The organism is Gordonia sp. DT30 (assembly GCF_049844915.1).
Classification (GTDB): domain Bacteria; phylum Actinomycetota; class Actinomycetes; order Mycobacteriales; family Mycobacteriaceae; genus Gordonia.
Map to the genome: position 1 here is coordinate 1 of NZ_JBNCLY010000009.1, position 13,726 is coordinate 13,726.

Annotated in this window: 14 protein-coding genes; 6 read left to right on the forward strand and 8 right to left on the reverse strand. The window is 68.8% G+C overall.

What is annotated here, in order from left to right; all coding sequences use genetic code 11:
• Window positions 1-489: HNH endonuclease (locus ACLQ3C_RS10515; protein ID WP_425705006.1), on the forward strand; the 489-nt coding region annotated here is incomplete at its 5' end.
• A 144-nt stretch (window positions 490-633) separates the two neighbouring features.
• Here ACLQ3C_RS10515 and ACLQ3C_RS10520 read toward each other — a convergent pair.
• Together ACLQ3C_RS10520 and ACLQ3C_RS10525 are read right to left on the reverse strand one after the other, a co-directional pair.
• Window positions 634-1,062, reverse strand: coding sequence for a pyridoxamine 5'-phosphate oxidase family protein (locus ACLQ3C_RS10520; protein WP_425705153.1), 429 nt, complete (start codon window positions 1,060-1,062; stop codon window positions 634-636).
• 115 nt (window positions 1,063-1,177) lie between these two features.
• A complete protein-coding gene (locus ACLQ3C_RS10525; RefSeq protein ID WP_425705007.1) occupies window positions 1,178-2,923 on the reverse strand; it encodes a glycerol-3-phosphate dehydrogenase/oxidase in 1,746 nt (581 codons plus the stop codon).
• 75 nt (window positions 2,924-2,998) lie between these two features.
• Here ACLQ3C_RS10525 and glpK point away from each other — a divergent pair, with 75 nt between their 5' ends.
• A complete protein-coding gene (glpK, locus tag ACLQ3C_RS10530; protein WP_425705154.1) occupies window positions 2,999-4,486 on the forward strand; it encodes a glycerol kinase GlpK in 1,488 nt (495 codons plus the stop codon).
• On the opposite strand, the gene ACLQ3C_RS10535 is transcribed toward glpK, so the two are convergent.
• The 3 genes from ACLQ3C_RS10535 to ACLQ3C_RS10545 form a co-directional block, all read right to left on the reverse strand.
• Complete coding sequence (locus tag ACLQ3C_RS10535; protein WP_425705155.1) at window positions 4,487-4,930, reverse strand: hypothetical protein; 444 nt, start codon at window positions 4,928-4,930, stop codon at window positions 4,487-4,489.
• Window positions 4,931-4,943: 13 nt separating this feature from the next.
• Entirely contained in the window at window positions 4,944-6,263 is a 1,320-nt protein-coding gene (locus ACLQ3C_RS10540; protein WP_425705008.1) for a hypothetical protein, read from the reverse strand.
• A gap of 110 nt (window positions 6,264-6,373) precedes the next feature.
• A complete protein-coding gene (locus ACLQ3C_RS10545; protein ID WP_425705009.1) occupies window positions 6,374-7,777 on the reverse strand; it encodes an NAD(P)H-quinone dehydrogenase in 1,404 nt (467 codons plus the stop codon).
• A 262-nt stretch (window positions 7,778-8,039) separates the two neighbouring features.
• On the opposite strand from ACLQ3C_RS10545, the gene ACLQ3C_RS10550 reads away from it, so the two are divergent.
• Window positions 8,040-8,522, forward strand: coding sequence for a gamma-glutamylcyclotransferase (locus ACLQ3C_RS10550; protein WP_425705010.1), 483 nt, complete (start codon window positions 8,040-8,042; stop codon window positions 8,520-8,522).
• 19 nt (window positions 8,523-8,541) lie between these two features.
• On the opposite strand, the gene ACLQ3C_RS10555 is transcribed toward ACLQ3C_RS10550, so the two are convergent.
• Together ACLQ3C_RS10555 and ACLQ3C_RS10560 are read right to left on the reverse strand one after the other, a co-directional pair.
• Window positions 8,542-9,735, reverse strand: coding sequence for an amidohydrolase (locus ACLQ3C_RS10555; protein WP_425705011.1), 1,194 nt, complete (start codon window positions 9,733-9,735; stop codon window positions 8,542-8,544).
• A 98-nt stretch (window positions 9,736-9,833) separates the two neighbouring features.
• Window positions 9,834-10,541, reverse strand: a complete 708-nt coding sequence (locus ACLQ3C_RS10560; protein ID WP_425705012.1) for an enoyl-CoA hydratase/isomerase family protein — start codon at window positions 10,539-10,541, stop codon at window positions 9,834-9,836.
• 94 nt (window positions 10,542-10,635) lie between these two features.
• Between ACLQ3C_RS10560 and ACLQ3C_RS10565 the strand changes: the two genes are divergently transcribed.
• The 3 genes from ACLQ3C_RS10565 (at window position 10,636) to ACLQ3C_RS10575 (ending at window position 13,047) form a co-directional block, all read left to right on the forward strand.
• The gene (locus tag ACLQ3C_RS10565) at window positions 10,636-11,439 is read left to right on the forward strand and encodes a purine-nucleoside phosphorylase (RefSeq protein WP_425705013.1); all 804 of its coding nucleotides are present in this window, start codon (window positions 10,636-10,638) and stop codon (window positions 11,437-11,439) included.
• Between the two features lie 113 nt (window positions 11,440-11,552).
• Window positions 11,553-12,224: a hypothetical protein gene (locus ACLQ3C_RS10570; RefSeq protein WP_425705014.1), complete on the forward strand. Its 672-nt coding sequence runs from the start codon at window positions 11,553-11,555 to the stop codon at window positions 12,222-12,224.
• A 43-nt stretch (window positions 12,225-12,267) separates the two neighbouring features.
• Window positions 12,268-13,047, forward strand: coding sequence for an ABC transporter ATP-binding protein (locus ACLQ3C_RS10575; RefSeq protein WP_425705015.1), 780 nt, complete (start codon window positions 12,268-12,270; stop codon window positions 13,045-13,047).
• A 34-nt stretch (window positions 13,048-13,081) separates the two neighbouring features.
• Here the strand turns inward: ACLQ3C_RS10575 and upp are convergent, their stop codons facing one another.
• The gene (gene upp / locus ACLQ3C_RS10580; RefSeq protein WP_425705016.1) at window positions 13,082-13,705 is read right to left on the reverse strand and encodes a uracil phosphoribosyltransferase; all 624 of its coding nucleotides are present in this window, start codon (window positions 13,703-13,705) and stop codon (window positions 13,082-13,084) included.
• Between the last annotated feature and the right edge of the window lie 21 nt (window positions 13,706-13,726).

Consider the following 13,726-nt stretch of genomic DNA (forward strand, 5'->3'; position numbering starts at 1 on the left):
TGCAAACCCACCGGCGGAGTGTTACTGACCATACCCGCCGACACCCCGAAGCTGTCTGCGCTCGAGTTCATGGGGTCGGTCACGCCCGCCACCGCGAAAACATTGGGCTGTGACGCCTCGATCACCGTCGTCATCACCGACATGGACCAGGTGCCGTTGAACGTCGGGCGCGAAAAGCGGTTGTTCACGTCGGCGCAACGAAAAGCGTTGCTGATCAGGGATAAGTGCTGCGTGAAATGCGGTGCGCCAGCAGCACGTACCCAAGCCCACCACCTCGCCCATTGGGCCGACGGCGGCGCCACCGACCTCGACAACGGCTGCCTACTGTGCACCAACTGCCACGATGATGTGCATCATCACGGGTGGGAGGTAATCATGGGATTCGATCGGCATCCATGGCTCATCCCACCCGCCACGATCGACCCACACCGCCGACCACAACCCGCCTACCACCGACGCACCCTACGCCTCGACAACGTCGCCGCCTGACAGGCAGTCTCACAACATCTTTCGACCACACTGAGCTTGCGCCCGGCTCCGGCCGGGATCGCACCTGTTGTTTGAGAACTTCATACCGGGCCGGCGGGCCCCGCGCAACTGATCAGACCGCGCAACCGATCAGACGCGTACCGATCAGACCGGATACCGTTCCGGTTCCGGACCGAACTGGAAACGGCGGCCGGTGATCTCGTCTGCGGTGATCTCCACATAGTTGTATTTGATCGTGGGGATCCACGGTCGCAGCGGCAGTTCGTCGGCCGCGGCGATCTCGTCGCCGCGTGAGAGGAGACGTGCCGAACCCTTGACCACGACACTCCATCCGGTGCCGGCGCCATCCTCGTAGGAGTCGGCCTCGAAGGCGACTTTCTCGTTGACGACGATCTCCGACAATTTGGCGCCTTCACCGGTCCGGAAGACGACGCGCCCGTCACCTGCGTGATAGTTGAGCGGAAAGATGTCGGGCTGTCCGCCCACGCTCACCGCCAGCCGACCCACTTCCGCGGAGCCGAGCAGCGCCCAGGCATCCTCGCCGGAAAGTTCTTGAACAGGGTTGTCCACCATGACCTCTCCTTTCTCCATGGTCCATTCTCCCCGGGCGTGGTCGGCGGCCACAGGGGCTAAGGTCCCGGGGACGGCCCGACGCCAACCAGGCGCACGTGAACACGCACGCAGCGAATCAGTCCTCGGGTACCGGCACCGGCTCGAGGATCTCCGATCGTGATTCCGGGGCGGCGGCCCGCAGCGCATCGGCCGAGGAGTCATCGGGTTGTTGCTGTGAGGCGATCTCGGCCGCCACGCGTGCGTTGTACGTCTCCACCTCGAAGGCGATCCGGTCGGGGTCCCAATCGAGGATGGGCGCAAGGAGTTCGGCGACCTCCTGCGCACACCCGACACCGCGATGCGAATACTCGATCGCGATGCGGGTGCGCCGGGCCAGCACATCCTCGAGGTGCAGGGCCGCCTCGTCGATGGCTGCGTACACCACCTCGACCCGCAGATACTGGGGCGCGGCGGCAAGCGGGCGCAACAGCGACGGATCCGCATCGGCGTAATACAGCACGTCGTCGATGAGCGAGCCGTACCGATTGAGCAGGCGGCGCACCCGGTAGGGGTGCAGCCCGAACCGCTTTCCGAGATGTTCGCACTGGTTGATCAGGGCGAAGTATCCATCGGCGCCGAGCAACGGGACCCGTTCGGTGATCGAGCGGGCCACCCGCGTCGGGATGTAGTCATCACATGCGTCCACGGCGTCGGCCGCCATCACCCGGTACGTCGTGTACTTGCCGCCGGCGATCGACACCAATCCGGGCGCCACCCGCGCCACCGCGTGCTCACGCGAGAGCGTCGAGGTCGATTCGTCCTCACCGGCCAGCAAAGGCCGCAATCCTGCGTAGACGCCCTCGATGTCGTCGTGGGTGAGCTTGGTGACCAGCACCTCGTTGACTCGGCCGAGGATGTAATCGATGTCGGCGCGGGTGGCGGCGGGATGGGCGAGGTCGAGATTCCAGTCGGTGTCGGTGGTACCGATGATCCAGTGCGTCTCCCACGGGATCACGAACAAGACCGACTTCGCGGTGCGCAGGATGATCGCCGTCTCGCTGACGATCCGATCCCGCGGCACCACGATGTGCACCCCCTTGGACGCACGGACCCGGAAGTGTCCGCGCTGATGCGAAAGTGCCTGCACCTCATCGGTCCACACACCGGCCGCATTGATGACGCAGTGCGCTCGGACCTCGGCAGTCTGTCCCGTCTCACTGTCGCGGACCCGCACGCCCATCACGCGGTCGGCTTCCCGGAGGAATCCGACCACCTGGGTGGAGGTGCGGACGACCGCACCGTAGTGGGCCGCGGTCCGCGCGACGGTCAGGCTGTGCCGGGCGTCGTCGACGACGGTGTCGTAGTAGCGGATACCACCGATCAGCGAATCGCGCCGCAAGGCGGGCGCCACCCGCAGCGCCCCGGAACGCGTCACATGACTTTGTCCCGGAACGGACTTGGCACCACCCATCCGGTCATACAAGAAGAGTCCGGCGGCAACATACGGGCGTTCCCATACCCGTCGCGTCAACGGGTACAGAAACGGCAGCGGCTTCACCAGGTGCGGGGCCAACACGCGCAGCGACAATTCGCGTTCGGCCAACGCCTCGCGGACCAGACCGAAATCGAGCTGCTCCAGATAACGCAGACCGCCATGGAACATCTTCGACGACCGGCTCGAGGTTCCCGACGCGATATCGCGGGCCTCGACGAGCGCCACGCGCAGACCACGCGTGGCCGCGTCGAGCGCAGCGCCCACCCCGACAACACCACCGCCGATCACGACGATGTCGAATTGTTCCGCAGAGAGCCGACGCCACGCCTCGCGGCGGTGCAACGGGCCCATATCGGCAGGTCGATCGGGATTGAACTCGGAGTTCATAATTCGTCAGCGTAATTGATCGCCGGGCCATGCACCGCGTGCGACACTGGCCGCGTGGGTAGCGCTCCGGCATATGTGGCAGCCATCGACCAGGGCACGACGTCGACACGCGCGATGGTCTTCGACCGCCGCGGGCGGGTCGTGTCCGTCGAACAACTCGAACATCGGCAGATCTTTCCGCGTGCGGGGTGGGTGGAACACGATCCCGCCGAGATCTGGCGCAACACGCGTCGCGTGGTCGCCGCCGCGCTGGCGTCGGCGGACCTCAACGTCGGCGACATCGCGGCCTGCGGGCTCACCAATCAGCGCGAGACGACGGTGGCCTGGGACCGTTCGACGGGCGAGCCGCTGCACAACGCCATCGTCTGGCAGGACACCCGGACCGCCGCCCTGTGCGAGGAACTCGGCGGGGATACCGGGGTCGACCGGTATCGCGACCGCACCGGGCTGCCGCTGTCCACCTATTTCGCCGGACCCAAGATGCGGTGGCTGATCGACCACGTCGATGCCGTCGCCGAACGGGCACGAAACGGCGAACTCTGCCTCGGCACAATGGATTCGTGGATCGCATGGAACATGACCGGCGGCGCGTCGGGCGGCCGGCACATCACCGACGTCACCAACGCGTCGCGCACGATGCTGATGGATCTCGATTCATTGAGCTGGGATGAGAAGATCTGCGCCGAGATGGGCATCCCGGTCGAGTCGCTGCCGGAGATCCGGAGCTCCTCGGAGGTGTACGGCGCACTGCGCGAACACGGTTCGCTGCCCGGCGTGCAGTTCGCCGGCATCCTCGGCGACCAGCAGGCCGCGACCTTCGGGCAGGCATGTCTGTCGCCGGGCGAGGCCAAGAACACCTACGGCACCGGAAACTTCTTGCTGCTCAACACCGGAACCGAGGCGGTGTTCTCCGATCACGGTCTGCTCACCACCGTGTGCTACCGGATCGGCGACGCCGCACCGCGATACGCGCTCGAAGGTTCCATCGCCGTCACCGGTTCGCTGGTGCAATGGCTGCGGGACAATCTCGGGCTGTTCAACCATGCGTCGGAGGTCGAAGCGCTGGCCGCACAGGCCGACGACAACGGTGGGGTGTACTTCGTACCGGCCTTCTCCGGGCTGTTCGCACCTCGCTGGCGTCCCGACGCCCGGGGCATCGTCACCGGACTGACCCGCTTCGCCGACAAACGACACATCGCCCGAGCAGCCTTGGAGGCCAGCGCATTCCAGACGCGCGAGGTCATCGAGGCGATGCAAGCCGACTCCGGTGTGCGGTTGTCGACCTTGAAGGTCGACGGCGGGATGGTGGTCAACAATCTGCTCATGCAGTTCCAGGCCGACATTCTCGATGTGCCGGTCATCCGGCCGGTCGTGAACGAGACCACGGCGCTCGGCGCGGCCTACGCGGCGGGTATCGCCGTGGGCTATTGGGCCGGCGAGGACGAGATCCGCGACAACTGGGCCGAACAGACCCGGTGGAATCCCGCGATGGATGCCACCGAACGCGAACGGCTCTATCGCGAGTGGAACCGGGCGGTCGAGCACAGCTACGGGCTGGCGTGATCATGCCGTGAACTCGATCAGCACCGCCACCACACCGGCGGTCCCGCCCATCGCCGCAGCCGCCTCGTAAGCGGCCTCGCCGAGCCTGCGGGCCGGCACTGCCGATGGGTCGACGGCAACCGAAAGGCAGTGCAGCGCGCGGGCTCTGACAAACGAGCGACGCTGGGCTTCGAGGTCGGCCGATCGGTGGGCGAAGGCCGCGTCGACCTCGTGGCGAATGATCACCGCAGCCAGCTGCGCGCGCGTGGCAGGCGACACCCGGCCCTGTTCACGCCACTGCGTCAACACCTCCCGTACGACCGTGTCGCCGCCGGCCTCGACCACGTCGACCACGGTCACCGCGAGCATGCGCAGACACTCGTCGACGTCGGCCACCGGCACCAGGGCCACCAGTTCGGCCACCGCACCGCCACCGAGCCGCTCGACACGACTGCGTGTCCCCATCACGTCCACGGCGTCACCGTTCCGGCGGATCCGATTGCGGTGACCCGGTCTGGCCGTCATCGACTGCGGGTACCGGCTCCCGCCCGCTCGCCGGTACCGCCACTGCTCCGAAGCCGGAATCGTCGACGGTCGTCGGCAGTGCCTGCGGCGACCAGTCACCGATCACCGGTGGACCGACCAACGGCAGGTCGCCGACGATCTCGCGTCCGTTCTCACCGTCCTGCAGATAGTGGGCCGGCCGGTGCCGCGTATCACGCGAGTGCGGGCCGGCACCGCCGGGACCGGGCGCGGGCGCCGGACGGGCCCCGCCGGCCGGCGTTCCCGTCGGCGGCCCGCCCGGCACACCGGGCCCGGGAGAGCTCACGATCGTCGCCGACGGGGCGAAAGTCGTTGGCGGAAGCCCGATCACACCCTCCGGCAGATTTGATCCCGGCGATCCCGGCGATCCCGGCGACCCGGTGCCGTCACCGGCCCCACGTCCGCGGCCGCCCGCCGGTGTCGCCGGTACCGTACCGACCGGCGCGCCCAGTCCGCCGCGGTTCAGCCTCGACGGATCACCGCCGCCGGGGCCCGGTGGCCCCGGGTTCGGACCACCAGTGGTCGGAACCTGCGCGCCCGCCGGGACCGCGGCATTCGGTGCCGGCGCAACCGGAACGTCCCCACCACCACCGGGACCGCCGGGCGGCCCCCCGCCCGGTCCGGTGCCGTCGATGTCGGTCAGGGCCGCAGATTGTGGATGGGCACCCGATGGCGCCGCACCGCCCCCACCCGGGCCGCCGCCACCGAAGCCGCCGGGGGACGCGGCGCCGAACGCATCGTCGCCGACGGGATGCGCCGGCTCGGGCAGCGCCGCCGCGGCCGTGACCATCGGAGTGCCATAGGTGCCCGACATGATGCCCCGGACCTGCGACCGCACCTGCGCCGCATCCTCCGGATGATCTTGCAGCCGTTGCTGATACAGGCGGAGCAGCGGCTCCTGGCCATGTGCGGCACCGAGGATTCCGGCGGCCTCCGACAGCGCCCCCGCACCGGTGCGGGCCTCGCCCGCGCTCTGCGACATCTCTGCGCCGAGTCGCTGCGCCGCGTCGACGGCGCCCTGCGCGGCCCGTCCCATCAGGACCCCGTCGGCCGAGAAGCCCGTCTGCAGCGTCCGCGCGATCGCCTCCACCGAGTCGATCGCGGTGAGCACCGCCTGCGCGTCACCGTGCGCGGAACCCTCGTCCATCGATGCGATGATCCCCAGGATCTCGACGATGCTCATCGTCTCCCAGGGGGTGAGACCCCCGCTGCGTGTCCTTCCCGGCCAGGCATTACGCCGGGCGTCGTCGGTCATGGTGCCTCCCCCTCGTCGCGCGCCACCGGCACGCGTGGCAGCGACATTACCCCCGAGGGCAGCGCCGGGCAGGCCGCAATCGCAGCGTTGTGTATGGCCGCGGCGCCGGATCAGTCCAGGTCGTCGTGCCGCACGAGCTGCCGGGCCGCCTCGGTCACCGACCCCGACAGCGACGGGTACACCGAGAACGTCTGTGCCAGATCGGAAACGGTGAGCTTGTTCTGCACCGCGAGTGCGATCGGCAGGATCAGCTCCGACGCGGTCGGCGCCACCACCACCCCGCCGATCACCACACCGGTGGCCGGCCGGCAGAAGATCTTCACGAAGCCGCGGCGCAGCCCGCTCATCTTGGCACGCGGGTTGGTGGCCAACGGCAGCATGACCGTACGGGCCGGGTACTCGCCGGCGTCGATGGCCTTCTGGGACACGCCGACGGTCGCGATCTCCGGGCGCGTGAAGATCGCCGACGCGACCGTCTTGAGTTTGATGGGGCTCACGCCCTCACCCAACGCGTGGTACATCGCGATGCGCCCCTGCATGGCGGCCACCGACGCGAGCGGAAACAGTCCGGTGCAGTCGCCGGCCGCATAGATTCCCGCGACGGAGGTGCGCGAGACCCGGTCGACGGTGATGTAGCCACCGCGGTGGGTATCGACTCCCGCCCGCTCCAGACCCAGATTGTCGGTGTTGGGCACCGACCCCACCGTCATCAGCGCGTGCGATCCGGTCACCGTACGACCGTCGGCGAGGTAGACGGTGACGGTGTCGCCGGTGCGCACCACCCGGTCGGCGCGGGCATGCTTGACCAGTTGCACACCACGTTCGGCCAAGGCTTCCTCGAGGACCAGCGCGGCGTCCTCGTCCTCATGCGGCAGGACGCGGTCACGACTGGACACCAGGGTCACCTGCACACCCAGTTCGGTGTAGGCGTGCACGAATTCGGCACCGGTGACACCGGATCCGATGACCACCAGATGTTCGGGCAGCGAATCGAGATCGTAGAGCTGGCGCCAGGTGAGGATGCGTTCGCCGTCGGGAGCCGCGTCGGGCAGCACCCGCGGTGAGGCGCCGGTCGCGATCAGCACGACATCACTGTCGAAACGCTGGACGGAGCCGTCGGCGAGGGTCACCGAGACCGCATGGGTGGAGACGCCGACCTGCGGCCCCTCGAGCGCTGCGGCACCGGAGACGAGCCGGACGCCCTCGCTGATGAGGCGCGAGCGGATGTCGGCGGACTGGGCGAACGCGAGATCGCGCACGCGTTGATGGATCTGCGAGAGCGTCACGACGGCGTCGTCGGTGCGGAGCTTGATGCCGAGATCGACAGCACGGCGCACCTCGGTGCGGATGCCGGTGGAGGCGATGAACGTCTTGGAGGGCACACAGTCCCACAGCACGCAGGCACCACCGATGCCGTCGGAGTCGATCACGGTGGTATCGGCACCGTAAGCGGCCGCGGCCAGCGCCGCCTCATACCCCGCCGGGCCTCCCCCGATGATCACAATCCTCGTCACTCGCCAACTCCTGTCACGTGGGAGACACACTTACCGATCCGTTGACCAACCGATCCGTTGACCAACCTAGGCCATCGGTGTCCATTCTTCTCCCGCGTCGACACAGAATTGCGGGCGGACCCGACCCCGGTGCGGCCACCGCGCGCGTCATGCACCGGCGCCCGGCGTAATACGATCATCGTGGCCACAGGCGGAAAGTGTGGTCGGCACAACGATGAGGCCGGGCCCCGCCCGGGCGGGAAAGTGCAGGTCAGAGGCGACTATGCCCATCTACGCGGCGTACGGTTCGAATATGGATCCCGAGCAGATGGCGCAGCGCGCCCCGCACTCGCCGATGGCCGGAGCCGGGTGGTTGCGCGGGTGGCGCCTCACATTCGGTGGCGGCGACATCGGGTGGGAAGGATCACTGGCCACCGTCACCGAGGATCGCGACGATCCGCAGGCGCAGGTCTTCGTCGTCCTCTACGACGTGCCCCCGGAGGACGAGGAGAACCTCGACCGGTGGGAGGGTTCCGAACTCGGCATCCACCGCAAGATCCGCGCACGCGTCGACACCACCGACGGCGGGGTTCTCGCCTGGATGTATGTCCTCGACGCCTTCGAGGGCGGACTCCCGTCAGCGCGCTACCTCGGGGTGATGGCCGACGCGGCCGAGGTCGCCGGTGCCCCGGCCGATTACGTCCAGGATCTGCGTCTGCGCGAGGCGCGCAACGTCGGTCCGGGCCCGGGCGCCACCGACGCCTGAGCCGCGGCCCCCGGACAGCTCAGACCGCCGGCGCGGTACCGAACACGACTCCGGCGAGTGCACGAACGCCCACGTCGAGGGCCCGCTCGTCGATGTCGAAACTCGGCTGATGCAGGTCGAGTTGCGGACCGAGGCCGTTCCACACCCCGAGTCGCCCCATCGCGCCGGGCACCTGTTCGAGATACCACGAGAAGTCCTCGCCGCCCGGCGATTGCGGGGTGTCGGCGACGGCGTTGCGCCCCATGGCCGCGACCGACCGGGTGAGTATCTCCACGGCGACCGCATCGTTGATGACCGGCGGCACGCCCCGGAAGTAGGACAGATCGTAGGACACGCGTAGCGGACCGAGGAGCTCTCCGATGATGCTGCGCACCAACGGTTCCATATCCGCCCACGTGCTGTGTTCGCCGGTGCGTACGGTGCCGCGCAGCAGCCCTTCCTGCGGGATGGCGTTCGGCGCGTTCCCGGCATGCGCGGCGCCCCACACCATCACGGTGCCCGACCGGGGATCGATGCGCCGCGACAGGATGCCCGGCAGTCCGGTGATGACGGTACCCATCGCGTACACGAGATCACCGGTGAGATGCGGACGTGAGGTGTGTCCGCCCGGCGAACGCAGCTGCAGTTCGATGTGATCGGCGGCCGAGGTGAGCGCCCCGTCACGCAATCCGACCGAGCCGACGGGCAGCCGTGGGTCACAGTGCAATGCGAATATCCGGCTCACGCCTTCGGTGACCCCTGCGGCGATCGCGTCGAGCGCCCCGCCCGGCATCACCTCCTCGGCGGGCTGGAAGATCAGCCGCACCCCGACCGGCAATACCGGGGCCGACGCGAGCACCGCTGCGGTGCCGAGCAGGATCGCGGTGTGCGCATCATGTCCGCAGGAGTGCGACACCCCGTCGACGGTGGAGCTGAATGCCAATCCGGTGTGCTCGGTGATGGGCAGGGCATCCATGTCCGCGCGCAGCGCCACGCGTTGACCGTTGCCGGGGCCGAGATCGCAGACCACCCCGGTACCCAACGGCAGACGTCTCGGGGTGAGGCCGAGCGCGGTCAGTTCGGCCATCACCAACTCGGTGGTGACCACCTCCTGCCGGGACAACTCCGGGTGGGCGTGGATGTGGCGGCGCCACCCGACGAGTTGATCGCGATGGGCGGCCAGCCATGCGTCGATCACGCCGCCGGACGGGTCACCGCTGCCGACCTGGGTCACCACAGACTCCTTCCGTCCCTTGCCATCTGCTCCACTGTTGCGGTCTGCCCCGCTGCTTTCATCGATGACGCCCTTGCCACTCGTCATACCGATCCGGCTCAGAGCAACGCCGGCGGTGTCGGTACCGCGAGGTCGGCGAGCAGCGCCTGTCGCAGCCCGCGCTTGATCAGGGTCTGGGTCGGCCCGGCGAGCGGGGCGCGCGCGGTGGCGACCTCGACGGCCCGGTTGAGCAGCTCGTCCACCGCGACGGCCTCGTCGACGATCCCGGCCGCGACGGCCTCGTCACCCCCGTAGCGACGGGAGGTGAGCATCGCCTCGGTGGCGGTGCGGTCGGCCAGCCGGGTGCGCAGCAGTGCGGCCATCCCCCGGGTGAACGGCATGTTCAGCGACGCCTCGGGCAGCGACCAATAGCCGCGATCGGTGCGCATCACGATGTGGTCGGCGCACAGCGCGAGCATGGCGCCGGCCCCGAATGCGTGACCGTTGACGGCGGCGACGGTCGGGACCGGAAGTGTCAGCACCTTCGCGTAGAGCGCGTGGACGGCGTCGAGGTAGGCCGGCAGTTCATCGGCGTGCGCGGCGATGTGGTCGGTGTCGAGACCGTTGGTGAAGAACTTGCCGGTTGCGCTGATGACCAGCGCCTTCGCCCCGCCTGCGACCGCGTCGTCGGCGAGTGCGGCGGTCGTCTCGATCCACGACGGGGCGAACCGGTTCTCCGGGTTGGCCTCGTCGAGTTCGACCCCGGGGGCACCGAGAAACAGCTCCGCGACGTCGGCGGCGGTGGGCGTGGCACTCAGAAATGGCATGAGCAGACCTTATCGCCTCCCATGCGGATCGCCTCCGGTGTGTGCGGCCCGTGGCGCCGGGCGCACCGAGATCCGGGGTTCTACTGTTGTGCGCATGGACCCCACCGGAGACCCCGAGGCCGCCGCGGTGGCCGCAGCCGCCACCATCGCTACCGAAACCGATTGCGCCGCACACGATGTCGCAGTGATCCTGGGATCCGGATGGTCCCCGGCCGCGGACGCGTTCGGCACGCCGATCGCGCAACTGGCGATGTCGGCGGTACCCGGGTTCAGCGCGCCGAAGGCCGCCGGGCACGGCGGCACCATCCGGTCGGTACAGATCGGTGACCGCCGGGTGCTGCTGCTGTCGGGCCGGGTCCACGCCTATGAGGGCCACGACTTGTCGCGCGTCGTCCATCCGGTGCGCACCGCCGCCGCGGCGGGCGCACACACGGTGATCCTGACCAATGCCGCCGGCGGACTGCGCGACGGGATGACCGTCGGCCGGCCGGTACTCATCGCCGATCACCTCAATCTGACCGCGCGGTCCCCGCTGACCGGCGCACAGTTCGTCAACCTCGTCGACGCGTATTCGCCACGCCTACGGCAGTTGGCGCGGGAAATCGACCCGTCGCTCACCGAAGGCGTCTACGCGGGTCTGCCCGGACCGCACTATGAGACGCCCGCCGAGATCCGGATGCTGGCCACGATGGGCGCCGACCTCGTCGGGATGTCGACGGTGCACGAGACCATCGCCGCCCGCGCCGCCGGGCTCGACGTGCTCGGCGTATCGCTGGTCACCAATCTGGCCGCCGGGATCACCGGCGAGCCGCTCGATCACGCCGAGGTCCTGGAGGTCGGACGCACCTCCGCGGTCCGCATGGGCGAATTGCTGGCGGGCATCGTCGCAAAGCTCTGAGCCGGCGACGATCATCCTGACCGATCTACCGGCCGGACTGCGGTAGCGTTCGCATCAACCAGCCGCTCGCCGGACCGCGCCGCACCGGCCAACGCTCGCCCGAGGGGGATCGCATGACCTATCCGCCGGGAGACCCGGGTGGGTATACGTCCGGCGAGGGGCAGCCGACACCACCGCCGCAGGGCTATGGGCCGCCGGGATATCGGCCGCCACGTTCGCCGTGGTCGTCGCCGCTGGTGATCGCGGCCGTCGCGATCGGGGTGATCGTGGTCATCGGCGCTGCCCTGGGCGCGTACTGGTTGACGCGTGGTTCGGGTTCGGAGGACTCCTCGACCACGGCCGGTGCGAGCGCGTCCACGCAGACCGTGACGAGCACCATCACCGGCAGCGGCACGGGATCGGCGGGCCCGGCCGGCACGAGCCCGACCACCCAGCCCACCCCCACCACCTCGCGCCCGACGCCCACGGTGTCGGGAACCGACTGGCAGGGTTTTCTTTCCGGCCCGCGGTGTAATGCCGCCGATGATCCGGCGATCGTCATCGGACGCACCTCCCGCTCGCAGATCGTGATCTGCCAGGTCGGCGCTCAGACGGGACGCTGGTACTACAAGGGCGCCGCGCCGCAGGGCACGATCGAGGTCGGGTACCCGCAGAAGGTCGGCAACAGCTACGTCGCACAGAACGGTTCGGTCACCTACACCGTCTCGCCGACGGCGCTGGTGATCACCGACGGCGACGACCCCCCGACCACCGAACCGATGCTGGAGTACTGGACCTCGAGCTGACCCCGACGCACCGGCGCACGCTCAGGGCACTACAACTAGACGGGTGCCTCCAGTCCTCGACGCCGCCCACATCGATGTCATCCGCAGTTCCCGCGCCCTGTTGCACGACGTCGACCTCGTCGTCGAACCCGGCGAGCACTGGGCGCTGCTGGGCCCCAACGGCGCGGGCAAGTCGACGCTGATGGCCATTCTCGGCGCACGAGCGCATCCCACGAGCGGTGTCGTCGACGTGCTGGGCAAACGCCTCGGCCGGGTCGACATGCGCGAATTGCGCACCCACATCGGTCATGTCGATCCGCGGTGGCGCGTCGACGTACCGATCAGTGCGCACGACGTCGTGCTGACCGGACTGACCAACACCCCTGAACTCGATCGGCGTCACCTCTACAGCGACGACGAGCACAAACGCGCCGATGACCTGCTGGAGATGCTGGGCATGACCGAGCGCCGTGACTCGATGTGGCCGGTGATGAGCCAGGGCGAACGTGGCCGCACCCTGATCGCGCGTGCACTCATGCCGCGGCCGGCGCTGCTGCTGCTCGACGAACCCGCGACCGGCCTGGACCTCGCCGCGCGCGAACAACTGCTCTCGGCGATCGACCGGCTACGGACCGACGTGCCGGGCCTCGCGAGTGTGCTCGTCACCCATCACCTCGAGGATCTCCCGGCGAGCACCACCCATGCGATGCTGCTGCGCGAGGGCGAGGTCGTCGAATCCGGGCCGGTCGAGCAGACGCTGACCTCGGAGAGCATCAGCATGTGCTTCGACCATCCGGTGACGGTGCGGCGCCACGCGGGCCGATGGTCGGCGGTCGCCGCCTAGAGTTCACGGTTCCTGGTCAGAGTTCACGGTCTGCTCAGCGCGGGCCGAACTGCCGGTCCCCGGCATCGCCGAGTCCGGGGACGATGTAGGCCGCCTCGTCGAGACCCTCGTCGATCGCGGCCACCACCAGACGCACCGGGTGACCCGAGTTCTCCAGGGCACCAACACCTTCGGGCGCCGCTACGACGCACACCGCAGTGATGTCGCTGGCGTTGCGAGCGACGAGCAGTTCGATGGTGTGCAGCATCGAACCGCCAGTGGCCAGCATCGGGTCGAGAACGAACACCGGCTGCCCGCCCAGATCGGTGGGCAGTGATTCCAGGTACGGCACCGGTTCGGCGGTCGTTTCGTCCCGGGCAATCCCCACGAATCCGACGAGCGCCTCCGGGACCATCGCATGCGCCTGCTCGACCATCCCGAGTCCGGCCCGCAGTACCGGCACCAGCAGCGGCGGCGTGGCGAGTCGCGAACCGACGCAGGCGGTCAGCGGTGTCTGCACCCGCACCTGTTGGCTCGGCGCGCCGACGAGCGCCTCGTAGACGAGCATCTGCGTCAGATCCGAGAGCGCCGCCCGAAAGCCGGCGTTGTCGGTGTCCTTGTCGCGCATCGTGGTCAGTCGTGCGGCGGCCAACGGGTGATCGACGACGTGAACGTGCATGAGGAAACCATAGTGGGCGCC

Bases quoted from the DNA above. Each gene is read 5' to 3' on its own strand.
- ACLQ3C_RS10520 (WP_425705153.1), bottom strand. From the start codon at position 1,062: ATGGTGGACAACCCTGTTCAAGAACTTTCCGGCGAGGATGCCTGGGCG.
- ACLQ3C_RS10525 (WP_425705007.1), bottom strand. From the start codon at position 2,923: ATGAACTCCGAGTTCAATCCCGATCGACCTGCCGATATGGGCCCGTTG.
- ACLQ3C_RS10535 (WP_425705155.1), bottom strand. From the start codon at position 4,930: ATGGGGACACGCAGTCGTGTCGAGCGGCTCGGTGGCGGTGCGGTGGCC.
- ACLQ3C_RS10540 (WP_425705008.1), bottom strand. From the start codon at position 6,263: ATGACCGACGACGCCCGGCGTAATGCCTGGCCGGGAAGGACACGCAGC.
- ACLQ3C_RS10550 (WP_425705010.1), top strand. From the start codon at position 8,040: ATGCCCATCTACGCGGCGTACGGTTCGAATATGGATCCCGAGCAGATG.
- ACLQ3C_RS10560 (WP_425705012.1), bottom strand. From the start codon at position 10,541: ATGCCATTTCTGAGTGCCACGCCCACCGCCGCCGACGTCGCGGAGCTG.
- ACLQ3C_RS10565 (WP_425705013.1), top strand. From the start codon at position 10,636: ATGGACCCCACCGGAGACCCCGAGGCCGCCGCGGTGGCCGCAGCCGCC.
- ACLQ3C_RS10570 (WP_425705014.1), top strand. From the start codon at position 11,553: ATGACCTATCCGCCGGGAGACCCGGGTGGGTATACGTCCGGCGAGGGG.
- upp (WP_425705016.1), bottom strand. From the start codon at position 13,705: ATGCACGTTCACGTCGTCGATCACCCGTTGGCCGCCGCACGACTGACC.